The sequence below is a fragment of the Azomonas macrocytogenes genome, assembly GCF_014191985.1.
Taxonomy (GTDB): Bacteria; Pseudomonadota; Gammaproteobacteria; order Pseudomonadales; family Pseudomonadaceae; genus Azomonas; species Azomonas macrocytogenes.
Genome location: NZ_JACHXI010000007.1, coordinates 56783 through 81378, shown reverse-complemented (window position 1 = coordinate 81378; position 24596 = coordinate 56783). Strand labels below are relative to the sequence as shown.

The 24596-nt window shown below is 59.7% G+C and carries 23 protein-coding genes and 1 pseudogene; 10 read left to right on the top strand and 14 right to left on the bottom strand.

Annotation, left to right across the window (positions count from 1 at the left end):
* Positions 1-5 precede the first annotated feature (5 nt).
* From FHR87_RS09010 to phoB, 3 genes are all read right to left on the bottom strand, one after another.
* The gene (locus FHR87_RS09010; protein ID WP_183166394.1) at positions 6-953 is read right to left on the bottom strand and encodes a class I SAM-dependent methyltransferase; all 948 of its coding nucleotides are present in this window, start codon (positions 951-953) and stop codon (positions 6-8) included.
* Between the two features lie 34 nt (positions 954-987).
* Positions 988-2343, bottom strand: a complete 1356-nt coding sequence (gene phoR, locus FHR87_RS09005) for a phosphate regulon sensor histidine kinase PhoR (RefSeq protein WP_183166393.1) — start codon at positions 2341-2343, stop codon at positions 988-990.
* A 70-nt stretch (positions 2344-2413) separates the two neighbouring features.
* Positions 2414-3103 carry a phosphate regulon transcriptional regulator PhoB gene (phoB, locus tag FHR87_RS09000; protein WP_183166392.1) on the bottom strand — a complete coding sequence of 230 codons (690 nt, stop codon included), beginning with the start codon at positions 3101-3103 and terminating at the stop codon, positions 2414-2416.
* Between the two features lie 201 nt (positions 3104-3304).
* Here phoB and mutM point away from each other — a divergent pair, with 201 nt between their 5' ends.
* Both mutM and FHR87_RS08990 read left to right on the top strand, forming a co-directional pair.
* Entirely contained in the window at positions 3305-4117 is an 813-nt protein-coding gene (gene mutM / locus FHR87_RS08995) for a bifunctional DNA-formamidopyrimidine glycosylase/DNA-(apurinic or apyrimidinic site) lyase (protein WP_183166391.1), read from the top strand.
* Positions 4118-4194: 77 nt separating this feature from the next.
* A complete protein-coding gene (locus FHR87_RS08990) occupies positions 4195-4536 on the top strand; it encodes a multidrug transporter (protein ID WP_183166390.1) in 342 nt (113 codons plus the stop codon).
* A gap of 44 nt (positions 4537-4580) precedes the next feature.
* Here the strand turns inward: FHR87_RS08990 and ggt are convergent, their stop codons facing one another.
* From ggt to FHR87_RS08960, 6 genes are all read right to left on the bottom strand, one after another.
* Complete coding sequence (gene ggt / locus FHR87_RS08985; protein WP_183166389.1) at positions 4581-6335, bottom strand: gamma-glutamyltransferase; 1755 nt, start codon at positions 6333-6335, stop codon at positions 4581-4583.
* Entirely contained in the window at positions 6335-6586 is a 252-nt protein-coding gene (locus FHR87_RS08980; RefSeq protein WP_183166388.1) for a YfhL family 4Fe-4S dicluster ferredoxin, read from the bottom strand. Before FHR87_RS08980 ends, ggt begins: the two co-directional genes overlap by 1 nt.
* Positions 6587-6698: 112 nt before the next feature.
* Positions 6699-7181: a pantetheine-phosphate adenylyltransferase gene (coaD, locus tag FHR87_RS08975; protein ID WP_183166387.1), complete on the bottom strand. Its 483-nt coding sequence runs from the start codon at positions 7179-7181 to the stop codon at positions 6699-6701.
* A 113-nt stretch (positions 7182-7294) separates the two neighbouring features.
* Positions 7295-7903: a 16S rRNA (guanine(966)-N(2))-methyltransferase RsmD gene (rsmD, locus tag FHR87_RS08970; protein WP_183166386.1), complete on the bottom strand. Its 609-nt coding sequence runs from the start codon at positions 7901-7903 to the stop codon at positions 7295-7297.
* Positions 7903-9381 carry a M16 family metallopeptidase gene (locus FHR87_RS08965; RefSeq protein WP_420826735.1) on the bottom strand — a complete coding sequence of 493 codons (1479 nt, stop codon included), beginning with the start codon at positions 9379-9381 and terminating at the stop codon, positions 7903-7905. The genes rsmD and FHR87_RS08965 overlap by 1 nt, the downstream gene beginning before the upstream one ends.
* Positions 9374-10732, bottom strand: a complete 1359-nt coding sequence (locus FHR87_RS08960) for a M16 family metallopeptidase (RefSeq protein ID WP_183166384.1) — start codon at positions 10730-10732, stop codon at positions 9374-9376. Before FHR87_RS08960 ends, FHR87_RS08965 begins: the two co-directional genes overlap by 8 nt.
* Before the next feature lie 338 nt (positions 10733-11070).
* Here FHR87_RS08960 and ftsY point away from each other — a divergent pair, with 338 nt between their 5' ends.
* The 4 genes from ftsY to rpoH all read left to right on the top strand — a co-directional run bounded on the left by ftsY (position 11071) and on the right by rpoH (position 15132).
* Positions 11071-12411, top strand: coding sequence for a signal recognition particle-docking protein FtsY (gene ftsY / locus FHR87_RS08955; RefSeq protein WP_183166383.1), 1341 nt, complete (start codon positions 11071-11073; stop codon positions 12409-12411).
* A 75-nt stretch (positions 12412-12486) separates the two neighbouring features.
* Positions 12487-13158 (top strand): cell division ATP-binding protein FtsE, encoded by a 672-nt coding sequence (ftsE, locus tag FHR87_RS08950; RefSeq protein ID WP_183166382.1) that lies wholly within the window; start codon positions 12487-12489, stop codon positions 13156-13158.
* Complete coding sequence (gene ftsX, locus FHR87_RS08945; RefSeq protein ID WP_183166381.1) at positions 13155-14168, top strand: permease-like cell division protein FtsX; 1014 nt, start codon at positions 13155-13157, stop codon at positions 14166-14168. Before ftsE ends, ftsX begins: the two co-directional genes overlap by 4 nt.
* Positions 14169-14277: 109 nt before the next feature.
* Complete coding sequence (gene rpoH, locus FHR87_RS08940; protein ID WP_183166380.1) at positions 14278-15132, top strand: RNA polymerase sigma factor RpoH; 855 nt, start codon at positions 14278-14280, stop codon at positions 15130-15132.
* 73 nt (positions 15133-15205) lie between these two features.
* Here rpoH and FHR87_RS08935 read toward each other — a convergent pair whose 3' ends face one another.
* The 3 genes from FHR87_RS08935 to mtgA form a co-directional block, all read right to left on the bottom strand.
* Positions 15206-17749 carry a hybrid sensor histidine kinase/response regulator gene (locus FHR87_RS08935; RefSeq protein WP_246335925.1) on the bottom strand — a complete coding sequence of 848 codons (2544 nt, stop codon included), beginning with the start codon at positions 17747-17749 and terminating at the stop codon, positions 15206-15208.
* 99 nt (positions 17750-17848) lie between these two features.
* Entirely contained in the window at positions 17849-19831 is a 1983-nt protein-coding gene (locus FHR87_RS08930) for an EAL domain-containing protein (protein ID WP_183166467.1), read from the bottom strand.
* 107 nt (positions 19832-19938) lie between these two features.
* Entirely contained in the window at positions 19939-20640 is a 702-nt protein-coding gene (mtgA, locus tag FHR87_RS08925) for a monofunctional biosynthetic peptidoglycan transglycosylase (protein WP_183166378.1), read from the bottom strand.
* 143 nt (positions 20641-20783) lie between these two features.
* Here mtgA and FHR87_RS08920 point away from each other — a divergent pair, with 143 nt between their 5' ends.
* The 4 genes from FHR87_RS08920 (at position 20784) to trmB (ending at position 23098) form a co-directional block, all read left to right on the top strand.
* Positions 20784-21155 carry a DUF423 domain-containing protein gene (locus FHR87_RS08920; RefSeq protein WP_183166377.1) on the top strand — a complete coding sequence of 124 codons (372 nt, stop codon included), beginning with the start codon at positions 20784-20786 and terminating at the stop codon, positions 21153-21155.
* Between the two features lie 78 nt (positions 21156-21233).
* Positions 21234-21434, top strand: coding sequence for a sulfur carrier protein ThiS (thiS, locus tag FHR87_RS08915; RefSeq protein ID WP_183166376.1), 201 nt, complete (start codon positions 21234-21236; stop codon positions 21432-21434).
* An 83-nt stretch (positions 21435-21517) separates the two neighbouring features.
* Positions 21518-22312 (top strand): thiazole synthase, encoded by a 795-nt coding sequence (locus FHR87_RS08910; RefSeq protein WP_183166375.1) that lies wholly within the window; start codon positions 21518-21520, stop codon positions 22310-22312.
* Positions 22313-22387: 75 nt separating this feature from the next.
* Positions 22388-23098 (top strand): tRNA (guanosine(46)-N7)-methyltransferase TrmB, encoded by a 711-nt coding sequence (gene trmB / locus FHR87_RS08905; RefSeq protein WP_183166374.1) that lies wholly within the window; start codon positions 22388-22390, stop codon positions 23096-23098.
* Positions 23099-23231: 133 nt separating this feature from the next.
* On the opposite strand, the gene FHR87_RS08900 is transcribed toward trmB, so the two are convergent.
* Both FHR87_RS08900 and FHR87_RS19170 read right to left on the bottom strand, forming a co-directional pair.
* Entirely contained in the window at positions 23232-24320 is a 1089-nt protein-coding gene (locus FHR87_RS08900; RefSeq protein WP_246335915.1) for an alpha/beta hydrolase, read from the bottom strand.
* Between the two features lie 149 nt (positions 24321-24469).
* Positions 24470-24568: pseudogene (locus FHR87_RS19170) on the bottom strand (IS5/IS1182 family transposase); the annotation flags it as partial.
* Positions 24569-24596 lie beyond the last annotated feature (28 nt).

The window sequence follows — 24596 nt, the reverse complement described above, 5'->3', positions numbered from 1 at the left end:
GCCAGTCATGCCTCCGTAGCGCACTGGAACACCAGCGCCTTCAACCCACCTTGCGGATCGCAATCGGGGAATTCCGGCGGATTGTCCAGTCGCTCGACGAATGTCAAGGCCGGCGCCTCACAGGCCATGCTCTCGAGCAGAAAATCCGGACCGACAGCGGGATCGTTGATGCAGGCCAGCACCATGCCTTGTTCAGCAAGCAGTTGCGGCAGACGCCGCAGGATCTTCTGGTAGTCCGTGCTCAACACAAAACTGCCTTTCTGGAAGGACGGCGGATCGATGATGATCAGATCGTAAGGGCCGAGTTTCTTCACTTTCCCCCAGGACCTGAACAGCTCGTGCCCGAGAAAATCGACGCACCTGAGATCCTGTCCATTCAGTCGGTGGTTCTCCCGCCCCCGGTTCAACGCCGCCTTGGCCATGTCCAGGTTCACCACCCGCGCCGCGCCCCCAGCCAGCGCCGCCACCGAAAACCCACAGGTATAGGCAAACAGATTCAGTACCCGCTTGCCCGCGCTCTGCTCGCGCACCCAGCGCCGACCGTAGCGCATGTCCAGAAACAGACCGGTATTCTGGTTCTGTCCCAGAGCCAGGCCATAACGCAGGTCATCCTCGCTGATTGTCCATATCCCTTCTGCCTCGCCCAGCAGCCGCTCGGTGGCACTGTCCGACAGATAGCGATGCTGCAACAGCAAGGTATGCGCCCCTGCCTGTCGCCAGGCAGGTGATTCGGCCAAGATCAGCAGCATTTCCCGCAACGCAGCCAGTGCGGATTCGTCTTGCTCTTTGAACAACGCCACCAGCAGCACGCCCTGCAACCAGTCGACCGTGACCTGCTCCAGCCCCGGCCAGCACCGCCCACGTCCATGAAACAGACGACGAGCTTCATTGGGGACAGTATCCAAGGCATCAAGCAGGCGCTGCTGCAAAGTAGCGAGGGTCTCCGGGGTCATTGGCCACCCTCCAGCATCCGAAGGACAAAAGAAATCATTCACCAAGGCCAGTTCGATTTTTCAGTCGCTCAGTGGGCCTGTCCTCGCTGGCTATTGCCACTTGCGTCGGCAGAAAATGACAAATGAACTGGCTACCCTTGCCTGGCAGGCTCTGGATTTCCAGCTTGCCGCGGTGACGCAACAGGACATGCTTGACGATGGCCAGGCCCAGGCCGGTGCCACCGGTATTGCTGGCCCGACTCGAATCCACCCGGTAGAAACGTTCGGTCAGGCGTGGCAGGTGGCCGTTTTCGATACCGATACCGTTGTCCTGCACACACAGGTGCGCACCTTGTTCGTTGCTCCACCAGCGGATGTGGATCTCACCTTCAGCAGGAGTGTATTTGACGGCATTGAAAACCAGGTTGGAAAAAGCACTGCGCAGCTCGGATTCACTGCCCTTGAGCAACAATTTCGGATCGGCTTCGAGCGTGATCCTGTGCTGCTTTTCCGCCGACAGGGAGAGTGCGTCGCTCTTGATCGAATGCAGCATCTGCTCGATTTTCACCGGCTGGTTGCTGGCCGGGTAACTGGTGGTTTCCAGCTTGGTCAGCAGCAACAGATCTTCCAGCAGGTGACGCATCCGCTCGGCCTGCTGCTCCATGCGCTGCAGCGGTTTCAACCAGCGCGGATTGATTTCATCGGCGTGCTCGAGCAGGGTTTCCAGGTAACCGGCGATAACCGTCAACGGCGTGCGTAACTCGTGAGAGACATTGGCCACGAAATCCTTGCGCATCAGCTCCAGCAGGTGCAAATGAGTGACATCGCGCGCCAGCATCAGATGCTCGCCATTGCCGTAGCGGGTCACAGTGATCTGCAGATGCAGTTGGTCGTCGATGGGCGAAGGCAGTTCCAATGGCTCATGGTACTTGCCCTTGTCGAAATACTCCTTGAAGGCCGGATGACGCACCAGATTGGTCACCATCTGCCCAGAATCCTGTGGCGAGCGCAGGCCGAGCAAGGATTGCGCAGCGTTGTTACCCCATTCGAGAACCCCGTTGCTATCCATGAATACCACGGCATCCTTGAGGGCGGCGGTGGATTCCTGCACACGGTCGATGATGGCCTGCAGGCGCCCGCGGATACCTTGCTCGTGGCGCTGCAGCTGGTAAAGGCTATCGAAGACCTCACCCCAGAGACCGCTGGCCTCCGGTGGCGGTTCATCAGACTGCCGCTGCTGCTGGAGCCACCGATGCAAGCGATATAACTGGTAGAGAACCCGGGCCAGATAGGCCGCCAGGAATGCAGCGAAGGACCAGCCGTACTGGCCGCTCAGAATCCCCAGCAGCAGACTGCCTGCCAGGACCAACAGGAGATGGCGCGCCAACCCCATGCGCCAGTTCTGATTCACCGGTTTTGCTCCTCGGACTCGATGCCGCCCGGCATGCACACGGTATCCGGCGGGTTTTGTTTGCGCCGGATCAGCTTTTGGTGGAAAAACGGTAGCCAGTGCCGCGCACCGTTTGCACGAGATTCTCGTAAACCTCGCCGAGCGCCTTGCGCAACCGTCGGATATGCACATCCACGGTACGTTCCTCGACATAAACGTTGCCGCCCCAGACCTGGTCGAGCAATTGACTGCGGGTATAGGCACGCTCCTGATGAGTCATGAAGAACTGTAGCAAGCGATACTCGGTAGGCCCCATTTCGGCCGGCTTGCCGTCGATGGTGACGCGATGGCTCAGCGGATCCAGGATCAACCCATCGACCTCGATGGGCGTTTCGTTGTCGATCGCGCCGGTACGCCGCAACACGGCCTTCAGACGCGCCACCAGCTCGCGGGGTGAAAACGGCTTGGTGATGTAGTCGTCCGCCCCGACTTCGAGGCCCTGGATCTTGTTGTCCTCTTCCGCCTTGGCGGTAAGCATGATGATCGGCGTAGCCATGGTCATCTCGTCCCGCTTCAGGCGACGGGCCAGTTCGATGCCGGAGGTACCGGGCAGCATCCAGTCGAGCAGGATGAGGTCGGGCTGCCGGTCGATGACCAGGGCATGGGCCTGCTGCGTGTTTTCGGCTTCCAGACATTCATATCCTGCCATCTCGAGCGCAACGGCGATCATTTCGCGGATCGGCGCTTCATCGTCGACGATCAAGATGCTCTTGCCATTCATGGATCGATCCTCGGGTCCAATTCTATCTTTATGGATCGGATTAGATAACGGAATTATGACAAGGATGTGACAAAAACAACGGCAGCCATGACCGCCTGACCCCGGTGTGCCGACTCGACGAAGCCGCAACCGGGCGAGCCGGCTCGCTGCGGTGGAACCTTCCTGTTATCGTCAGCTACCGTTCTGCCCTGTTTATTCCCCATGCCTGAATTACCCGAAGTCGAAACGACGCGCCGTGGCATCGAACCGTATCTCGTCGGCCACATGGCCGAGCGTGTGCTGGTCCGCGAGCGCCGCCTGCGCTGGCCGATCCCCGAGGATCTCGATGTACGCCTGTCCGGGCAACGTATCCTGGCGGTCGAGCGCCGGGCCAAATACCTGCTGATTCGTGCCGAGACCGGCTGCCTGATCGTACATCTGGGCATGTCCGGCAGCCTGCGCCTGATTCAAGCAGGGCAGGCGCCAGGCAAGCACGACCATGTGGACCTGCTGCTGGATTCCGGCATGGCTCTGCGCTATACCGATCCACGCCGCTTCGGCGCCTGGCTATGGAGCGAAGATCCCTTCCAGCATGTGCTACTGGCCAGCCTGGGGCCAGAGCCACTAGGTGACGATTTCAGCGGTGATCGGCTGTACCGACTGTCGCGCGGGCGCAGCATGGCGATCAAGCCGTTCATCATGGATAACGCGGTGGTGGTCGGTGTGGGCAATATCTATGCGAGCGAAGCGCTGTTCGCAGCGGGAATCGACCCGCGCAAGGCTGCCGGGAGCATTTCGCGGGCCCGCTATCTGAAGCTGGCCGACGAAATCAGGCGCATCCTGGCTTTTGCCATCGAGTGCGGCGGCACGACCCTGCGGGATTTTGTCGGCGGCGATGGCAAGCCGGGCTATTTCAAGCAGGAACTGTACGTCTATGGCCGCGCCGGTGAATTCTGCAAGTGCTGTGGCGCTACCTTGCGCGAAATCCGCCTGGGCCAGCGGGCCAGCGTGTACTGCGGGCGTTGCCAGCGTTGACAGGCATCACATCGCCAGCAGGCGGACCGCTGCTATAGTCAATACTCAATGCTGGCCGTTTGCCAAGGATCTGCCGTATGAAACCGTTCCGCTCCAATGCCGCTGTCCTGACCATGACTGCCGCACTGCTGGCGCTACCGACCCAGGCGCAGGTCGTCACCCAGAACAGCAGCGGCGACCCGGTCTATATAAGCGACACGCCGAAAGCCTATTCCATGGTTGGCGACCTGTTGGTCGCCCGGCCGTTGCTGATCGGCGCCACCTTCATCGGTACAGTGGCGTTCGTGGTCAGCCTGCCATTCACGGCAGCCAGCGGCGGAGTCGGCAGCGCCGGCCAGGCGCTGGTGCTAGAGCCGGCCGAAGCCGCCTTTGTGCGCTGCCTGGGCTGTACCCGTACCGGCTACGGCGTGGGTGAGTGAGAGGACAGGGACCACCGCCCTCCTTGCCCAGCCTTCAGAAAGTATCAGTTTGCGTTCGCCGGCAATGCCTTGGCAGGATCATCCACCAGTAGGCTGACGCCGACGCCTCGTGGATCACTGGCAGCTTCGACCTTGCCACTTGCCTTGTTCCAGAAAATGACCTGCTGGTTGCCGTAAGGCCGTTCTATCCTTTTCAACGCGTAGCCATTTTTCTCCAGGGCTGCCAGTTGCCGGGCATTGAACGTGCCCTCTTCGTATTCGAGCACATCCGGCAGGTACTGATGATGGTAGCGCGGTACGGCAACCCAGCGGGCGGCCGGCTCGCCTTGCAGATGAGACAGGATCGACAGCAGGTTCATGCTGGGAATCCGGCTGCCGCCGGGCGTGCCGAAGGTGGCAAAGGACTCGGCGCTTTCGATGAAGGTCGGGCTCATGCTGGACAGCGGACGCTTGCCGCCGGAGATGGCATTGGCGCTACTGCCGGCAAGCCCATAGACGTTGCTGCCGGCGATATCAGCGGCAAAATCGTCCATTTCATCATTGAGCAGCACACCCGTGCCCGGCACGGTGAAGGCCGAGCCGAACATCAGATTGAGCGTTATCGTGGCAGCCACGGCGTTACCTTGGGCATCCAGTACGGTGAAGTGCGTGGTGTGCTCGCCTTCGCGCCAGCGTTTGGCCGGTGGCAATTGGCGGCTGGGTGTTGCCTGCTCGGCGTCGATGGTGTCGGCCAGCCCTTTCAGGTAAGCCGCTGACAGCAAGTGCTTGAGTGGCGCCTGAACGAACTCGGGGTCGCCCAGCAAGGCACGGTCGCGGTAGGCGCGGCGCAGCGTTTCCACGACGAAATGCGCACGCTGTACCGGGCCGGCATTTTCCCAGGGCAGGCGCTGCAGCATGCCCAGGCTCTGGGCGATGGCCAGACCGCCGGCAGAAGGTGGCGGCGCGCTGATCAGCTCGCGGCCATCGTCCAGGGCGAAATGCAGCGGTTCGCGTTCGATGACGTGGTACTCGTCCAGATCCTTCTGGGTCCAGATGCCGCCGGCCTGGCGTACGCCGTCCACCAGCCGCCTGGCGAATTCTCCGGCATAGAAGCCATCACGCCCCTGCTCGCCCAGGCGTTGCAGGACAGCGGCCAGTTCCGGCAGGCGCAACCGGTAGCCTTCTGCAGGAATATCGCCGTCAACCAGGAACAGGCGGGCGCTTTCCGGATCGTCGCGCAAGGCTGCCAGTCGCCAACTGGCGCGCTCACGATAAACCTGATCGACCGGGAACCCTTCGCGGGCCAGGCGGATAGCCGGCTTCAAGCTGTCGGCGAAGGGTAGACGCCCACGTCGTTCAGCCAGCTCGACCAGGGCCGCGGGTATGCCTGGAATACCTGTGGCCAGCGGGCCATCCAGCGACAGATCGGGCTGTACCTTGCCGCCTCGGCGATAGAGATCGGGCGTGGCCGCCAATGGGGCGCGTTCGCGGGCATCGAGAAAACGGTAGCGAGTCGTTTCGCCTGTTTCGCGCAGGAGAAAGAACCCTCCCCCGCCGAGACCGGAACCATAGGGCTCGACCACGGCCAGCGCGGCGCTGATGGCCACTGCCGCATCGAAGGCGTTGCCACCGGCGGCAAGAATCTCGCGCCCCGCTTCACTGGCAAGCGGATGAGCGGTGGCCACCGCCTCCTGATCAGGCGGGCGCGCCTGGACCACAAAGCTCAGTGAAAGCAGCAGGACCAGAAAGAGTCCGGGAAATACTTGCACCAACCTGTTGGTGGAACACACAGCGGCAAGTATCCGAATCGCTTCGCTCATCAGGCTTTACCAGTTATCTGCAGGTATTTTTCCATCAATTGTTCCTTGTTCTCGACACGGCTTTCATCGAGCGGAATACAGTCTACCGGGCAGACCTGCTGGCACTGCGGTTCATCGTAGTGACCGACGCATTCGGTACAGAGGCCAGGATCGATGACGTAGATTTCCTCGCCCTGGGAAATGGCACCGTTCGGGCACTCGGGCTCGCATACGTCGCAGTTGATGCAGTCATCGGTAATTTTCAAAGCCATGGGGCAAAACTCCAGCACGTGGCTCGGCCACGGCACAGCAATACGGGACAGGGGCCAGATTGTGCCGTAACCACCTCTGTCGCGCATCCTGCTTGCGCCTGCCGGTCTTGCGTCAGCGTTGGCGGAAACGTTCGGTCAGGGCCGCTGCCACGGCGGGATGGACGAATTTGCCGACGTCGCCGCCGAGGGCTGCGATCTCGCGGACCAAGGTCGAGGAAATATAGGAATAGTGTTCGGAGGGGGTGAGAAACAGGCTTTCCACATCCGGCTCCAGTTGGCGGTTCATGTTGGCCAGCTGGAATTCGTATTCGAAGTCGGATACGGCGCGCAACCCGCGCAGCAGGATATTGGCCTGTTGTTCCTTGGCGAAATGCGCCAGCAAAGTAGTGAAGCCTCGCACCTCGACGTTGGGTATGCCCCTGGTCACTTCGCGGGCAAGTTTGACGCGCTCTTCAAGGGAGAACAGCGGATTTTTCTTCGGGCTCGCCGCCACGGCGATGATGACGTGGTCGAATAACCGCGAAGCGCGCTCGACCATGTCGCCATGGCCTTTGGTGATGGGATCGAAGGTTCCCGGATACAGCACTCGGTTCATCGCGGCGTCCTGACGCAGGCATTAGGGTTTGGATGGTAGCGGCTCAGGGCTGAGGGCGCAAAGCGCAAGAGGCTACCACCATGGTTGGATCGCTTTTCAGCGCTATCGGCTTATCAAGCGGAGGGGAGCTGCTCGCGCTGCCACAGCGCGTAATGCACCTGGCCGGCTTTTTTCTCCCGATGTAACCGCCAGCTGTTCGGCAGGCCGAGCGTGGAAGGTGGTGTTTCGCTTTCGGTGTAGATCCAGGCGCGCTTGGCCAGCCAGCCCCGCTCTTCCAAAAGCTGGCAGCAGGGCAGCAACAGGTTGCGGTTGAACGGCGGGTCGAGAAATACCAGGTCGAACGGGATTGGCGACTGATGCTCCAGGTAGCGCAGGGCATCGCTCTGCAGCAGTTGCCCGTTGCCGCAATGGAGCGTGTCCAGATGCCTGCGCAGGCTGGCGATGGCATTGGCATTGAGATCCAGAGCCAGGGCCATGCCGGCGCCGCGCGACAAGGCCTCCAGATAGAGCGCCCCGCTGCCGGTGAACGGGTCGAGCACACGCGCCCCGGACACATAGGGTGCAAGCCAGTTGAACAGCGTCTCGCGCACGCGATCCGGGGTTGGCCGCAGCCCTTCGGCATCCGGGAAGCCGAAGCGACGGCTGCGCCAGAGCCCGCCGATGATGCGTAACTGGCCCGCTCCGCTACGACTGGCCGCCGCAGGAAGGGAGGATCTGACCATCAATGCTCCGGAACCCCGATGGGCTCTTCGATCGGTTTGTCGCTCGGTGGCGGCAAGGGTTGCTGGTCGACGGTCGGGCCGGCGCTGACGATCACGAAATCGTTCGCCGACAGGTGCCGATTCAGCGCATCTTTCACCTGTTGGACCGTCAACGTCTGGATTTGCGCCATGAAGTCTTCCAGAAAGGTCAGCGGCAGGTTGTAGAAACCGATGCTACCGAGCTGATCAGCGATGTCGGCGTTGCTGGCCATGGACAGCGGGAAGCTGCCGGCGATTTCACGCTTGTTGCGTTCCAGTTCCGCTTGCGTGGGGCCTTGCTCCAGGTAATCGCGAACCAGTTGGCGAACCAGCTCGAGGGTACCTTCGGACTGATCGGCACGGGTCTGCAGGTTGATCATGAACGGACCTTTGGCCGCCATCGGCGTAAAGCCCGAATAGATGCCGTAGGTCAGGCCGCGCTTTTCCCGAACCTCTTCCATCAGGCGCGTGCCAAAGCCGCCGCCCCCGAGAATCTGGTTACCGAGAAACAGTGCCGCATAGTCGGGATCAGCGCGCGTGATACCCAACTGGGCAAACAGCAAATGGGTCTGTTGCGAGGGAAATTCGATTCGGTGGCGCTCGGCTACGGGTTTGGCCGGCTCGGGCAACGGCGGCAATGCCGGACCTTTGGGCAGGGAGCTGGAAACCTGGGCGGCGATGGCCTCGGCTTCCTGGCGATCAAGATCGCCGACCAGCGCAATCACTACATTGCCCGCCGCGTAGGCACGAGCGTAGAAATCCTGCATCTGCTTGATGCCTATGCCCGGAACCGATTCGGGAGTACCGTCGCTCGGGTGGTTGTAGGGATGTGTGCCATAGAGTTGCCTGAACAGATCGTGGCTGGCCAGCTTGGCCGGGTTCTGCTGCTGTTGCTCGAAACCGGCCAGCAGTTGGTTGCGGATACGTACCAGCGACTCTTCAGGAAACGTCGGCTGCCCCAGCACCTGACCGAACAAAGCCAGAGCCGGCTCGCGCTTGTCCGGCATGCTCAGGCTGCGCAGGGAGACCAGTGCCATGTCGCGGTAGGTGCCATTGCTGAAGTCCGCCCCCAGCCCTTCGAAGCCCTCGGCGATGGCCGTCACATCCTTGCCGGGAATGCCTTCGTTGAGCATGGCATTGGTCAGCAGTGCCAGGCCCGGCACATCGCCATCGCGGCTGCTGCCGGCGGCAAACGTCAGGCGTAGGTCGAACATGGGCAGCTCATGCGCTTCGACGAACAGCACCCGAGCGCCTTCCGCAGTTTTCCAATCCTGGATGTCCAGCTTGCGACGAGCCAGGCTGTCCTTGCTCAGGCTGGCTAGGGATTCGAGGCGGTCGGCGGCGACGAAAGCACTCTGGCTGGCGGGTTGGGCCGCAGGCACCGGTTGTTGCACTTCGCTGACGGCAAGCCCGGCATGGGCGGCGAAAATCAGGCCGACGAAGGCGAGTCGCTTATTCATTGGGTTTGCTCTCCAGCGGCAGGACATGCGCGAGGGTCATGCGGGAACGGGTGAAGAAGGTGTTAGCGGCGGCCTGGATATCTTCGGGTGTAACGGCTTCGAGGGCTTGCAGCTCCTGGTCCATCAGGCGCCACGAGAGGCCCACGGTTTCCATCCGGCCGATGGAGGATGCCTGCTGAGTGATGGAATCGCGTTCGTAGACCAGGCCGGCAATGACCTGGGCCCGGACGCGCTCCAGCTCTTGCTGGGTCGGCGGCTTCTGCCTGAGCGCATCCAGTTCGCGCCAGATTCCAGCCTCCACTTCCGCGAGGGTGTGGTTTTTCTGCACGTTTGGCGAAGCGCCGATCACGAACAGGGTATCGCCACGGGTATAGGCGTCGTACCAGGCCGAGACCTGGCTCACCAGCTCTTCGCCGCGCTCCAGATTGGTCGACAGGCGGGCACTGTAACCACCGTCGAGCAACGCCGACAGCAGGCGTAGGGCATTGGCCTGGTGGGCATCCTTGACGGTCGCCAGGCTCGGCACGTTGAAAGCCATCAGCAGGCTGGGCAACTGGGTGCGCACATGCAGAGTCAGGCGGCGCTCACCGGCCTCGTTCAGCTCGAGAGGCTGCTTGGCAACGGGAATAGTGCGTCTCTGCAGCGGGCCGAAATAATGTTCGGCCAGGTTGCGAACGTCGGCGAGCTGGACGTCACCGACCACTACCAGGGTCGCGTTGTTCGGCGCATACCAGGATTGGTACCAGGTTCGCGCATCGTCGATGGTCATGCGTTGCAGATCGCTCGGCCAACCGATGGTGGGGTTGCGGTAGCCGCTGGACGGGTAGGCCAGGCTCTCGAAGCGCTCGAAGGCCAGCGCGCTCGGACGGTCGTCGGTGCGCAGACGGCGCTCTTCGGTCACCACCTCGTGCTCGCGCTTGAACTCGTCGGGCGGCAGGCTCAGGCCGGTCATGCGGTCGGCCTCCAGTTCAAAGGCTACCGGCAGACGATCACGCGCCAGGACCTGGTAATAGGCGGTGAAGTCGGCGCCAGTGAAGGCATTCTCCTCGGCACCCAGCTCGCGCAGGATGCGTGAAGCCTCGCCCGGACCAAGCTTTTTGCTGCCTTTGAACATCATGTGTTCGAGCATATGCGAAAGACCGGTCAGCCCGGAAGTTTCGAAGCTGGAGCCGACCTTGTACCAGAGCTGCGAGACCACCACCGGGGCACGGTGATCTTCACGGACTACCACCTTGAGTCCGTTATCCAGCGTGAATTCATGGGTACGTTGTTCGACGTTCGTGGCTGCCTGCCCCGGCAGGCAGATAGCAGTGAGAAGCAGGGCTACGCTGTAGCGTATCGGTCTGATCATCGGAAAGCCTGTTAGCGGTGGGCGAAAGCGTCTCGCGGACATATGGGTGCCGGCATGGTACTGGCGTGCACCCGTATCAGGCAAAGTACTCTGCGCGAATTCGGCAACTGCTTTGCAATCGCACTTGCGAACCGGCGGGTAAGTCAGCTGCCAGAAATCGAGACCGGTTTTCCGATGGGATGGCCTACGGATCTGCAATGGCCATGCTCGGAAGCTTGGTGGGCTGGCACCAAGCACTGTCAGGATTCACTCGAAACTTGCGTGTCAAGGCACTAGGATATTCCCATTCGGCTGTCGACCTACCCGCCAGCCATCCGCACTCTGAGAAAAGTCCCTGCATGGTTGCTTCAAAAGACGACAAGACACCGCCGGAATCCGACGACAAGAAAGGCTTGTTCGGCTGGCTGCGCAAAAAGCCCCAGGCAACGCCAGCCGATACCTCAAGCGCTGAAACTCAGCCCCACAAGGAACCGGAAGCGGCCACCGTGCCCTCTGTCGGCACAAATGTACCCGCAGCACCGGTCCAGCCTCCGGAAGCTATCGATGTCGATACCGAACCATCCACTGGCAAACCCACCTTCGGCTGGGTCCGCAAGAAGCCGGACGCTTCGCCAGTGGCAGATTCTACCGACGATACCGTGCAGGACGGCACTGCAGCGCCCGAGCCCCCGAGCGCTTCCGCACCGCTAACGTTTGAGCCGGTGACCGAGCTCCAGCTGCCCGCCGAGCGACCTGTTGCCACACAGACCAAGGCCGGCTTCTTCACGCGCCTCAGGCAGGGATTATCGAAGACCAGTGCCAATATCGGCGAAGGCATGGCCGATCTGTTCCTGGGCGAAAAGGCCATCGACGACGATCTGCTGGAAGAGATCGAAACCCGTTTGCTGCTCTCGGATGTCGGCATCGAGGCGACTACGGCAATCCTGCAAAACCTCACCCGGCGCGTGGCACGCAAGGAACTGGCCGACAGTACGGCGTTGTACCGGGCCCTGCAGGAAGAGCTGACCGAGTTGCTGCGACCGGTCGAACAGCCGCTGGCGATTCCCGCCGAAACCCGCCCTTACGTGATTCTGGTGGTCGGCGTGAACGGCGTCGGCAAGACCACCACCATCGGCAAGCTGGCCAGGAAGCTGCAACGCGAAGGCAAGAAAGTCATGCTCGCCGCCGGCGATACCTTCCGCGCAGCGGCAGTGGAACAGTTGCAGATATGGGGTGAACGCAACGATATCCCGGTGATCGCCCAGCATACCGGTGCCGATTCTGCTTCGGTGATCTTCGATGCCGTGCAGGCGGCGGCGGCGCGCGGTGCCGATGTGTTGATCGCCGATACGGCCGGTCGCCTGCACACCAAGGACAATCTCATGGAAGAACTGCGCAAGGTACGCCGGGTCATCGGCCGGCTGGATGCGACAGCGCCTCATGAGGTGCTGCTGGTCCTGGATGCCGGTACCGGGCAGAACGCCATCAGCCAGACCCGTCAGTTCAACCAGGCGGTCGAGTTGACCGGGCTGGCCCTGACCAAGCTGGACGGTACGGCCAAGGGTGGCGTGATCTTCGCGCTGGCCAAGCAGTTCGGCCTGCCGATCCGTTATATCGGGGTCGGCGAGGATATCGACGACCTGCGCACCTTCCAGGCCGAGTCCTTCGTCCAGGCGCTGTTTGCCGGGACTCGGGAATAGACTCGTGAGCAAAGCTACCCGGCAGTGCCCCGCCCCGGTGAAGTCAGCGAACACGCAGCGAGGATGCACCCTGGCATGATTCGTTTCGAACAGGTCGGCAAACGCTACCCCAACGGACATGTCGGCTTGCACGAATTGTCCTTCCATACCGAGCGCGGCGAGTTTCTCTTCGTCACCGGGCATTCCGGCGCCGGCAAGAGCACACTGCTGCGCCTGTTGCTGGCGATGGAACGCCCCACCAGCGGCAAGTTGCTGCTGGCCGGTCAGGACCTGTCGCGCATTTCCAATGCCCAGATACCCTTCTTGCGCCGGCAGATCGGCGTGGTTTTCCAGAACCACCAGCTCTTGTTCGATCGCACAGTGTTCGACAATGTCGCCCTGCCCCTGCAGATTCTCGGCTTGTCGAAACCCCGGATACATCAGCGCGTCCTGACCGCACTGGAGCGGGTCAGCCTGAAGGATCGGGCCCAGCAATACCCTTGCGACCTGTCCACCGGCCAGCAGCAGCGTGTCGGCATCGCCCGCGCCGTGGTGCACCGCCCGGCGTTGCTGCTGGCCGATGAGCCGACCGGCAACCTCGACCCACGCCTGGCAGCGGAAATCATGGGCGTATTCGAAGACATCAATCGGCTGGGAACCACGGTATTGATCGCCAGCCACGATCTGGCGCTGATCGCGCGCATGCGCCATCGCATGCTGACGCTGCAGCGAGGTCGCCTGATCGGCGATGGAGAGGCTGGACAATGAGTGCGACGCGCAACCCCAACCAACAGCCGGCCGAACGGGTCGGAGCCGGGCCCAGAAAAGCTCCCGAGCCGGGCAACGATGGGCCGAGCTTCGGCAGTTTCACCCTGGCCTGGCTGGAAAGCCATCGCGCCAGTCTGATCGACAGCCTCAAGCGCCTGGCCTGGCAGCCCATCGGCAGCTTCTTCACCTGCCTGGTGATGGCCGTGGCCTTGAGTCTGCCCATGGGGTTGGCATTGCTGCTGGATAATGTCGAGCGGCTCGGTGGTTCCTGGCAGCGCGCTGCGCAGATCTCGGTGTTCCTGCGCATGGATGTGGATACCGCTGCCGGCCAGGCATTGCGTGACCAGATCGCAACCATGCCCGATGTGGCCGACGCCGAATGGATCAGTCGCGAACGGGCCCTGGAGGAATTCCAACAGCTTTCGGGTTTCGGCGAAGCCTTGCGCGAGTTGCCGGAAAACCCGTTGCCAAGTGCGGTACGGGTGACCCCGAACGAAGTCGACAAGACTCGCCTGGGTACCCTGCGTGAACGCTTGGCTGCCTTGCCTGGCGTCGAGCTGGCGCAACTGGATCAAGTCTGGGTCGAGCGTCTGAGCGCTATCCTGATGCTTGGCGACCGCTTCGTGTTCGGCCTCGCCATCCTGCTGATCGCCACCTTGCTGCTGGTGGTCGGCAATACCATCAGACTGCACATCGAAAACCGCCGAACCGAAATCGAGGTAGTCAAACTGGTCGGCGGAACGGACAGCTATGTCCGACGTCCGTTTCTCTACATGGGCACGCTCTACGGTATCGGCGCCGGCCTGCTGGCCTGGCTGGTGCTGGCCTACGGCCTGACCTGGCTGAACAAGGCAGTGGTGAAGCTGGCCGGTCTTTACGACAGCGACTTCAGCCTGGCCGGAGTGCCGACCGAGGATGGATTTTCCCTGCTCACAGGCGCTATTCTGCTAGGCTATATCGGTGCCTGGATAGCGGTTGCCAGGCACCTGCGAGAACTTGCACCACGGTAATCAATCTAAAACAAAAACAATGAGTTAACTGGTATTTTTTGAACTCTTCTTCGAATTTGAAGTCTTATTGCGAAGTGCCGTACATGCACTCGCATGCTGGAGGAATCGCATGACAATGTCTCTGCAACCTGTTCAGGCTTTGGTTCCGGGTGCCAACCTGGACGCTTACATGCACACGGTAAACAGCCTTCCGCTGTTATCTGTCGAGCAGGAGCGCGGGCTGGCGGATCGACTCTTCTACCATCAGGATCTCGACGCCGCCCGGCAACTGGTGCTGGCTCACTTGCGCTTTGTCGTTCATATCGCCCGTACCTATTCGGGTTACGGACTGGCCCAGGCCGACCTGATCCAGGAAGGTAACGTCGGGCTGATGAAAGCGGTCAAGCGTTTCAACCCAGAGATGGGGGTACGCCTGGTTTCCTTCGCTGTGCACTGGATTCGTGCCGAAATCCACGAATTCATCTTGCGCAACTGGCGCATCGTGAAGGTGGCGACCACCAAGTCGCAACGTAAGCTGTTTTTCAACCTGCGCAGCCAGAAAAAGCGCCTGGCCTGGCTGAACAATGATGAAGTGAATGCCGTCGCCGAAACTCTTGGGGTCGACCCCAAGGAAGTGCGTGAAATGGAAAGCCGGCTGACCGGCCAGGACATGGCCTTCGATCCGGCCACCGATGCCGATGACGACAGCGCTTATCAGTCGCCGGCGCATTATCTGGAAGACAGCCGCTACGATCCGGCCCGTCAACTCGAAGATGCGGACTGGAGTGACAGCTCCAGCAACAATCTGCACGAGGCTCTCGAAGAACTGGACGAGCGTAGCCGGGATATCCTGCAGCAACGCTGGCTGGCCGAGGACAAGGCGACCTTGCATGAGCTGGCAGCCAAGTACCATGTATCCGCCGAGCGGATTCGTCAGCTGGAAAAAAATGCGCTGAACAAGCTCAAGGGTTCGATCCAGGCTTGATCGGCCAGTTCATGAAATCAGGAGGGCCCGGCATCATATGCCGGGCCTTTTTCGTTTTGCGTTGCCAGTATGCTTAGATGCCTTTCAGTACCTTGTCCAGGGCCTTGAGCAGTTGTGCATCGCTGATCGGCTTGTGCAGCGCGGCGATGTAGCGGTCAGCCATTGGCAAATCACCGATATCCGCCGAGATGATGACGATGGGTAAGGTACTGATTAGCGGGTTGGCACGGATTTCCTCGATCAACTCTTTGCCATTGCCGTCCGGTAGGTGCAGGTCCAGTGTCATGGCCAGGTAGGTTTCCTGGGTGAGCCGTTCCCGGGCCAGGCTGAGGCTCTGGACCCGATCCACCGCATAACCGGCGTTACCGAGCATCAGGTGCAGCAGCCGACCGGTATCCGGCTCGTCCTCCACAATCAGGAACCGAGCACGTCCCTGATCGCCATCGCGGGTATGGTTCTGGATGGGTAGCTCGAACCAGAATGTCGTGCCCCGACTTGGTGCCGTATCGAAACCGATAGCGCCGCCCATGCGTTCGACGAGCTCCTTGCTGATGGCCAGGCCAAGTCCGGTTCCACTTTTCTGACGACTGGCCGAGCCATCGGCCTGGGCAAAGCGCGTGAAGATCCGGTCGATGAACTCTTCAGGAATACCCGCCCCCTGGTCGGTCACACTGATCCTGACCCGGCTGGCTCGGGTCGTACCGATGCTGCAGGCTATGCGTACCACGCCGGCAGTTGGCGAGTTCTTGATGGCATTGGACAGCAGATTCGACAATACCTGTTGCAAGCGCAGGGTATCGACCACCACCTGGACAGTGGAGTCGGGCAATTCATTGTCGAAACTGAAGTGGACGCCATGCTGTTCAGCAAACGAATAGGTGTTCTTCAGCGTTTCCTCGATCAGAGGCAATAGCTGTTGCTGGGTTAATTCGAGGGAGAGCTTGCCAGCATCCATCTTTTCCATATCCAGCAGATCGTTGATCAGATGCGTCAGACGTATGCTGTTTTGATAGGCGATCTCCAGCAAAGGCTGTATCTCCTGAGGGATCTCACCAAGCGTACCGCTGGTGACCAGGCCCAGGGCACCGTAAATGGAAGTCAGCGGCGTGCGCAATTCGTGGCTGACGGTGGAAACGAATTCTTGTTTCATGCGTTCCACGCGCTTGCGCTCGGTCAGATCCATCATAGTGCCGCTCAGGCGTACAGCCTTGCCATTCTCGTCACGCAGGATGTATCCGCGTAAAAGAATCGGCAGCGTATCGCCCTGCTTGCGACGCAATGGAAATTCGGTAGTGAAGTGCTGTTGTCCGGAGCGCAGTATTTCGCTCAGTTTCGTCTTGGCCTTGGGCAGGTCGTCCGTTGTCACCATTTTTTCCCAGAGTCTGGTCTGGAACGTCAGTTCGTCTGGCTGGAAACCGAGCATCTGCCAGGCACGTGGCGAGGCGTAGAAGTTTTCAGTCTGCAAGTTGGCATCCCAGAGGCCATCGTCGCTACCCTTCAGGGCCAGAGCCAGGCGTTCTTTGCTTTGACGCAGCGCTTGACGATTCTGGCGGATGTCTTCCGTCATGCGTAGCGCCATGGCTTCGGCTCGCTGATGCCGGGATGTGAGGGCAAAGATCAGGCAGAACAGCAGTAGGCTGAGGGTGCCACCCAGAAATGCAATCAGCGGATCGTACATGGCGAGGCCGGATTCGAATCCCGGCAGACTGGCCAGGCGCAGGGTCCAGACCGTGCCATAGACATCCAGCGTGCGGGCTATCGAAAACTGGGCCTGCCGATTAGAGGCGTTGCCGATACGCGTATCGAAAATCTTCTTCAGCGGATCTTCCAGGGTTCCGGCATAAATGATCAGGTCGAGACTCAGACCGGCAGCACCACTGATATCCTGCATCAGGTCACCGACCCGATATGAGCTGAACATGAATCCCTGCAATGCCTCTTCTCGCTCACGTGAAGTCTGCAAGGGCCGACCGAGCGCATAAATAGGCAAATAAAGGATAAGCCCCGCCTGCGTCCTGTCTACAGGGTTGAGCAGGGTGAGTTTGTCGGTGATGCTGGTCCGGCCCGTTTCCAAAGCGCGGCGCATGGCCTCACGGCGTGTCGGTTCGGCGTACATATCGTAGCCGAAAGCATTCACGCTTCTATTCTGGGCAGGCTCCAAGTAAGTGATGGCAGTGTAGAACGGGCGCTCGCCGGCAGGGTGAATATCAAAATCAGCTATACCACCACTGATACGGGTTCTGGCAACGAACGTTTCCCGCTCGGCGGGAAGTACGCGCTGACTGAACCCCATGCGCTGGATGCCAGGGTAGTTCTTGTCCAGCTGCAGCCGTTCGACATAGGTGTGAAACTGATTCCACCCGATATGAGGTACGGCATCGAACAGGCCGGCGGCACCGAGCAGAATCTGTTCATAGGTCCCCAAGCGCTTGCCAATGGAGTCGATCACCTTGTCAGACAGTACCTCGAACTGTCGCCTGGCGACCTCTTCCCGCTGGAGGCGCAGGTTCAGTTGAAACGCCAACTGCACGAGTAACGTGAGTACGAGCACGAGCCAGGCCGTTGCGTTGCGCAGGCTGAATAGTTGGCGAAAAGTACTCTTGCGGGACTTGCTCATAGTCGGCATCGTTATGGCGAAAGCGGGATCTATCCAAGTATGGATACAGATAGTGTCGAAGGAATCCCGCTCGTATAACAAGTGCCGTTGAGCTTACGGCTATTGCGTATGGACCTGCGCAGAACGCTTGGGTAGCCTGTCGACCGCCGGTCTTGCGGCCATGGCCGATTGTCCGTACTGCATGCTTGCGGTCGACTGCCAGACGATATTCACCGCCGGTTGCGGCCGCCCAAAACCGTAACCCTGACCAAGATCGCAATGATGTTCGAGCAGAAAGGCCGCCTGCTCGGGGAGTTCGATGCCCTCGGCGACCACGCGCAGGCCGAGATTGTGGGCCAGGGTGATGACCGAGCGGGTGATCGCGACATTGCCGGCATCGTGCGGCAGGCCCTTGACGAACCCCTGATCCAGTTTGAGTTTGTGGACGTTCATGCGCTTGAGGCGCTGCAGTGAGGAATAGCCTGTGCCGAAATCGTCTATCGCCAGGGAGACCCCAAGCTTACGCAGGCGATCCAATTGGATCATGGCGCCTTCGGCGTCTTCCATCACCGCGCTCTCGGTGATTTCCAGGATCAATCGGTGCGCTGGTAGACCGGTCCGGGCCAGAATCTTGGCCACCTGGATATCCAGCTCGCCGCGATGAAACAGACGGCTGGAAATATTCACCGAAATAAAACACAGGTTCCGCCCTTCATTCAGCCATGCCTGTGTCTGACGACAGGCCTGCTCCAGAATTCTCCGATCGATGGCGGCGATCAGCCCAGTTTCCTCGGCTACCGGAATGAAGCGTGCTGGCGATATCAAACCCTGTTCGGGGTGCTGCCAGCGTGCCAGGGCTTCGAAGCCGACGATTTCCCCGCTTTTCAGGTCATGGATCGGCTGGTAATAGGGAACCAGTTGCTGCTGTTCCAGCGCCTGACGCAGGGAGGTGGCCAGTTGAACGCGTTCGCAGGCCTGACTGGTAAGTTCCTGGCTGTAGAAAGCATAGGTCGAGCGGCCGTTGGCTTTGGCCTTGAAGAGTGCCGAGTCGGCATTGCGCAACAGTTGTTCGATATTTTGCGCATCGTATGGATAAAAGGCGATACCGATACTGGCGCTGATGAAAAGCTCCTGTTCCTGCAGGATGAATACCTGATTCAGATCGGCAAGAATTCGCTGGGCCAGGGCTGCTGCACGCTCGGCCGAACACTGCTCGACCAGCAGAGCCAATTCGTCGCCATCGAGCCGGGCGAGCACCATGCCGTTGCTCTGGCAGCGATGCAGGCGAGCAGCGAATTCCTTCAACAAGGCATCGCCGGTGTTGTGCCCGAGGCTCTCATTGATGTTTTTGAAGTGATCGAGATCGATCAGTAGCAAGGCACCGCCAGCTTTGCTGTCCATCGTCAGCGATCGCTCCAGCTGTTGTTTTGCCAGTTCGAGAAACAGCAGGCGGTTGGGCAGATCCAGTAGTTGATCGTAATGGGTCAGATAAGCCAGATCCTCGCGGGAGCGCTTGAGCAAGGTGACATCGGAAAATACCCCGATGTAATGGGTAAGCCGGTCGTTGTCGTCATAGACGGCGCGGATAGTCTGCCATTGCGCATAAAGCTCGCCGCTTTTGCGGCGGTTCCATATTTCCCCGCTCCAGAACCGCCGTTCGCTGAGGGCATGCCACATATCCTGGTAAAAATCACTGTTGTGCAGGCCCGAGGAAAACAAGCTCGGAGTTCGTCCCAAGACTTCACTTTCTGCATAACCGGTAATATGGCCGAGCGCGGGATTGATATGGGTAATGTGGCGCTCGGCATCAGTAACAATCACCCCTTCCAGGGTGGATTCGAATATCGCCGCAGCATTGCGCAGATAGATTTCCTGCAGGGAACGGGCTTTGCGCTGGTGCTCCATGCGCGATGCATGACATCGCCCCACCACGTACAGCAGTAGAGCCGTGAACAGGACGGAAGTGCAACTCCCGATGACCTGAAGCGTATGGATATCGAAAGCGTTTTTCAGCAGGCGCTGCAGTAGAAGATCAGTCGAGAAAACCCATAAGAGTGCCAGCACGCAATAAACCAGACACAGGACCAACAGCTTCGTATGTATTTTTTTCATGTCCAATTACAAATACAACCGATACTTCGTGCTGACGATTATCGACCAGGTAACCTGCCGTTACCTTGACTTGGCTTGGGACTATCCGCATATTTTCGTTAGTTGTCCAGACGGTCAATAAATCGATTACCGCCAAGTTGCTGTACCTGCTGGCGAATCCAGGCGGCGCGCGAATTGACATAGGTACTGGGATGTCCGGCGCTCCAGACTCGCGGATTAGGTAGCACGGCGGCCAGCAAACTGGCCTGACGGCTGGACAAGGCGCTGGCATCAACGCTGAAGTGATGCCTGGCCGCAGCTTGGGCACCGAAAATACCGACATCCCATTCGACGCTGTTGAGATAGATTTCAAGAATTCGCTGCTTGGACCAGAACAGTTCGATCAACAGGGTGAACCAGGCTTCGATTCCCTTGCGCAGCCAGCTACGGCCGGACCACAGAAACAGATTCTTGGCCACCTGCTGGCTGAGGGTACTGGCGCCACGCAGCGAACCACCCTGCTCGTTATGGTTGAAAGCCGCGCGGATCGCATCCGTATCGAACCCCCGGTGATCGAGGAATTTCTGATCCTCGGCAGCAATCACCGCCATCTTCAAGTCGTCGGGTAATTCGCTCCAGGGACGCCAGATATGCTCGATATCGATGGGTTTCCTCTCGATCCAGGATTCGATCTTGCGCTCGATCATCAAGGCGGTTACCGGCGGCGCAAGCCAGCGCAACGGCAGTACCAGCAGTACGGACAAAGCTATCAGGCACAGCAACAGCAGGCAAAAGCCTCGAAACAGTCGGGATCGAAACATGGCAGGCATGGTTCAGGCACACGAGAAAAAGAATATGGACAGCTCCCCGCCGATCGATTGCGGCATCATCGGTAGTCCGCAACCGTACGTCCGGTCGGTAGACTCGGAGATCATTTTCACCTTCTCTGCGCTTTGGAGTGCCAATGGTCCGTTCCTTTTTGCTACTCGCTGCTTTCTTCGGTTTCACCGGTGTCGCCCTGGGGGCTTTCGGGGCCCATGGCCTGAAGGACAAGCTTACCCCAGAGTACCTGGCGATTTTCCAGACAGCGGTACACTATCAGCAGATTCACGCCCTGGCGCTGCTTGGTATCGCCGTGGCGGTACAACGCACACCCACAGCACTGCTGGCCTGGTCGGGAAGCCTGTTCTGCGCGGGTATCCTGCTGTTTTCCGGCAGTCTCTATCTGCTGACCATGACCGGCGTCGGCAAACTTGGGATCGTCACGCCGATCGGCGGTCTGGCCTTCATGGCCGGCTGGCTGTGCCTGGGGCTGGCAGCCTGGCGCCTGGCCTGACCAAGCGCACGGGCATGGCTTGGTCGGGCGTCGGCTTAGGGCTAGAATGAAAGCCCTTTCGCAACGATGACGATCAGCATGCACATCCAGTTGAATGGCGAGCCCTACGAGTTGCACGCCGACCAGACGCTGGCCGATCTGCTCGAACGCATGGAATTGGGCGGACGCCGCGTGGCGGTCGAGCTGAACCTGGAAATCGTCCCGCGTAGCCAGTATGCCGATACTCGGCTGTCCGAAGGTGATCGAATCGAAGTAGTACACGCCATCGGTGGCGGCTAGCCGGTTCCGCTACGTCAGCACCTTGCTTACCTGACCGCCCGGCGAACTTTCGCCTGTCCATTCCCGACCACGAGGAATCGCCCATGTCTTCTGCCCCCATCGATAAGCCCTTCACCTTGGCTGGCCGTACCTTTGCGTCACGCCTGCTGATCGGTACCGGTAAGTACAAGGATCTCGAGCAAACCCGCCTGGCCATCGAAGCCTCGGGCGCGGAAATCGTCACCGTCGCCGTGCGCCGCACGAACATCGGGCAGAATCCCGGCGAGCCAAACCTGCTGGAAGTGATCGACCCTGCGCGCTATACCATCCTGCCCAACACCGCTGGTTGCTATAACGCCGAGGAAGCGGTGCGGACCTGCCGCCTGGCACGCGAGCTGCTCGACGGCCACAAGTTGGTCAAACTGGAAGTGCTGGCCGACCAGAAGACCCTGTTCCCCAATGTGATCGAGACCCTCAAGGCTGCCGAAGTATTGGTCAAGGACGGCTTCGACGTGATGGTCTATACCAGCGACGACCCGATCATCGCGCGCCAGTTGGCGGAAACCGGCTGTATCGCCGTGATGCCGCTGGCCGGTCTGATCGGCACGGGCCTGGGCATCTGCAACCCTTACAACCTGCGCATCATCCTTGAAGAAGCCAAGGTGCCGGTGCTGGTGGATGCCGGTGTAGGTACGGCATCCGATGCCACCATCGCCATGGAACTGGGTTGCGAGGCAGTATTGATGAACAGCGCCATCGCCCATGCCCAGAACCCGGTACTGATGGCCCGTGCCATGCAGCACGCCATCGAGGCCGGACGCCTGGCCTACCTGGCCGGGCGCATGCCGAAGAAACTCTACGCCAGTGCCTCGTCGCCGTTGGAAGGCTTGATCCGATAATCCGGGCTGATGGCCCCAGAGGCCGGGCGAATTGTGCGCCCGGCCTTTTTTCTGTCGATATACAAAAGGTCTTTCATGAGCGACGTTTCACAAACCGCCGGGCAAGATACACCGCGCCTGCGCACCATCAAGAGCTTTGTCATGCGTGCTGGACGCGTGACAGAAGGCCAGCAGCGCGGCCTCGAACAGGGCTGGCCCCGCTTCGGCCTGGAACCAACCGACGGCCTGTGCGATTTCGACCAAATCTTCGGACGCCAGGCACCACGCACGTTCGAAATCGGTTTCGGCATGGGGCATTCCACCCTGGAAATGGCGGCCAACGCACCGCATGAAGACTTCATTGGCGTCGAGGTACACAAGCCCGGCGTAGGAGCGCTACTCAGTGGCATGCTGGTGCAGGAATTGACCAATCTACGCATTTACAGCTGTGATGCCTTGGACGTACTGCGCGAATGCGTGCCCGATGCCACCCTGGATCGAGTGCTGTTGTTCTTTCCCGACCCCTGGCACAAAAGTCGCCACCACAAACGCCGTATCGTCCAACCGGCCTTCGCCGAACTGGTGCGACTAAAACTGAAGAGCGGCGGTGTGCTGCATATGGCCACTGACTGGCTGCCTTATGCCGAACACATGCTTGAGGTGATGAATGCCGCACCGGGCTATCGCAACCTGGCCGAAGACGGATGCTATGTGCCTCGTCCGCCAGAGCGCCCCATCACCAAATTCGAACGCCGAGGTGAACGGCTGGGGCATGGAGTATGGGATTTGAAATTCCAGCGTGATTGAAAGCCGCGCAGGATGAAAAGCAGAAACACCCCTTGATTCAACATCGGCAATGTTTCGAATCACCACTTGCAGCCCGTGAACAGGACCACTGACGATGCAACCAGATAACCTCAATTGATGATGACATGGACTGTTAGCGCCTGACTCCTTCCAGCCTGGCCGCGGTGCTAGCTTCAGCAATGAAGTTCTGCACTGCAGGGATCAAAATATCCCGCCCTGTCTCCACGGCCACGAAATGAGTGGCTCGTGGAATATGAAGAGAGGACCGAAGCGGAGAGTTTTTGAGAGCCAGGTAAAGGGCATCGGCGCCGGATGGCGGCGTCACCGCATCCCATTGACCAACCACAATGAATGTGGGAACTCGAATATCTTCTGGGTTATAAGGAAGCTTTCCGGCTCCCCAGTATTCCCGGGCGTCGGCCACTACGCCCGTCGGCGACCTGAATTTGGCGGGGCTGGACTTGGCTGCCGCTGGTTGGGAAGCCAGCAATGCCTTTTCCCAGACATCACGATCCTGCGCAGGAAAAAGGTTGGCGCGTTCATTCTGTGGTGCACCGTTCTGAAGCTTATTGAGCGAATCCTCAAACGTCCAGTAAGCCCATGGACCAAGCTGGGACGATGGTTGAGTGGACGATGGGGAGCGCGGCCAGACTGGACCCAGCAAAGTCAGGCTCTGAACGGCATCGACATGCGCTGCCGCATAGGAACCCGTGATCACTGTGCCCCAGGACCAGGCTATCAGGTTGACGCTGTCAACATGGCGATGAGTGCGAATGAAATCGATGGCAGAGGCGATATCTGCCACGGCTTGCTGGGTCGTAGCGAACGGAGCGCTATTCTCTCCCGCCTTGGCCACGTCATCAGGCACACCGGAACGACCATATCCGCGTACATCCACGAGCCAGACGTCGAATCCATCCTCGACCAGGGTGTCTGCCCAGGATCCTTTGCCCACTGCTATGTCAAATACGGTTTCCGCTGGCTGACTGGCACCGTGCACAAAAAGTACTGTTTTCGAAGCATTGAACTGATTTTTTTCAGGATCATGCTTGTTTCTCAGGAAAATTTTCAATCCAGCATCAGCACCTGGAATGGTGTAATCAACGGCCTCGACTCTCGAAGATGGCGATTCATGTATCGGACTGGGGGTAGCGGCACCTGCAGTGGCAAGGAAACTTGATAGGCCAAGAACGGCAAGCACATTTTTTATAGTCAAAGTCATGAAACACCAATTTTGAATAAATGGAATAAATGCTAGAAAATGACGACAAAAGCTGTCTTTCTGCTGTCAAATCCAGTGTTATCCGTCAAGTATTGTTCTTGAAAGGAATTTATTGATATATCCATATTTGAAACTTTTGCCTTGAATCGATGAATCTTCGGGACCTGCCCTGCGCGGCTTTTCCCAACGGCTTGCGGCTCGTCACTGTCAGCACCCGCACTGGGCTGATGAGCCTTGATGTAGCGGCCATATTGCATTGCGCGTGAGTCGGGGCAT

Coding starts and splice junctions, on each gene's coding strand:
- FHR87_RS09010 (WP_183166394.1), bottom strand. CDS start 953: ATGACCCCGGAGACCCTCGCTACTTTGCAGCAGCGCCTGCTTGATGCC.
- phoB (WP_183166392.1), bottom strand. CDS start 3,103: ATGAATGGCAAGAGCATCTTGATCGTCGACGATGAAGCGCCGATCCGC.
- mutM (WP_183166391.1), top strand. CDS start 3,305: ATGCCTGAATTACCCGAAGTCGAAACGACGCGCCGTGGCATCGAACCG.
- FHR87_RS08990 (WP_183166390.1), top strand. CDS start 4,195: ATGAAACCGTTCCGCTCCAATGCCGCTGTCCTGACCATGACTGCCGCA.
- ggt (WP_183166389.1), bottom strand. CDS start 6,335: ATGAGCGAAGCGATTCGGATACTTGCCGCTGTGTGTTCCACCAACAGG.
- FHR87_RS08980 (WP_183166388.1), bottom strand. CDS start 6,586: ATGGCTTTGAAAATTACCGATGACTGCATCAACTGCGACGTATGCGAG.
- coaD (WP_183166387.1), bottom strand. CDS start 7,181: ATGAACCGAGTGCTGTATCCGGGAACCTTCGATCCCATCACCAAAGGC.
- rsmD (WP_183166386.1), bottom strand. CDS start 7,903: ATGGTCAGATCCTCCCTTCCTGCGGCGGCCAGTCGTAGCGGAGCGGGC.
- FHR87_RS08965 (WP_420826735.1), bottom strand. CDS start 9,381: ATGAATAAGCGACTCGCCTTCGTCGGCCTGATTTTCGCCGCCCATGCC.
- FHR87_RS08960 (WP_183166384.1), bottom strand. CDS start 10,732: ATGATCAGACCGATACGCTACAGCGTAGCCCTGCTTCTCACTGCTATC.
- ftsY (WP_183166383.1), top strand. CDS start 11,071: ATGGTTGCTTCAAAAGACGACAAGACACCGCCGGAATCCGACGACAAG.
- ftsE (WP_183166382.1), top strand. CDS start 12,487: ATGATTCGTTTCGAACAGGTCGGCAAACGCTACCCCAACGGACATGTC.
- ftsX (WP_183166381.1), top strand. CDS start 13,155: ATGAGTGCGACGCGCAACCCCAACCAACAGCCGGCCGAACGGGTCGGA.
- rpoH (WP_183166380.1), top strand. CDS start 14,278: ATGACAATGTCTCTGCAACCTGTTCAGGCTTTGGTTCCGGGTGCCAAC.
- FHR87_RS08935 (WP_246335925.1), bottom strand. CDS start 17,749: ATGAGCAAGTCCCGCAAGAGTACTTTTCGCCAACTATTCAGCCTGCGC.
- mtgA (WP_183166378.1), bottom strand. CDS start 20,640: ATGTTTCGATCCCGACTGTTTCGAGGCTTTTGCCTGCTGTTGCTGTGC.
- FHR87_RS08920 (WP_183166377.1), top strand. CDS start 20,784: ATGGTCCGTTCCTTTTTGCTACTCGCTGCTTTCTTCGGTTTCACCGGT.
- thiS (WP_183166376.1), top strand. CDS start 21,234: ATGCACATCCAGTTGAATGGCGAGCCCTACGAGTTGCACGCCGACCAG.
- FHR87_RS08910 (WP_183166375.1), top strand. CDS start 21,518: ATGTCTTCTGCCCCCATCGATAAGCCCTTCACCTTGGCTGGCCGTACC.
- trmB (WP_183166374.1), top strand. CDS start 22,388: ATGAGCGACGTTTCACAAACCGCCGGGCAAGATACACCGCGCCTGCGC.
- FHR87_RS08900 (WP_246335915.1), bottom strand. CDS start 24,320: ATGACTTTGACTATAAAAAATGTGCTTGCCGTTCTTGGCCTATCAAGT.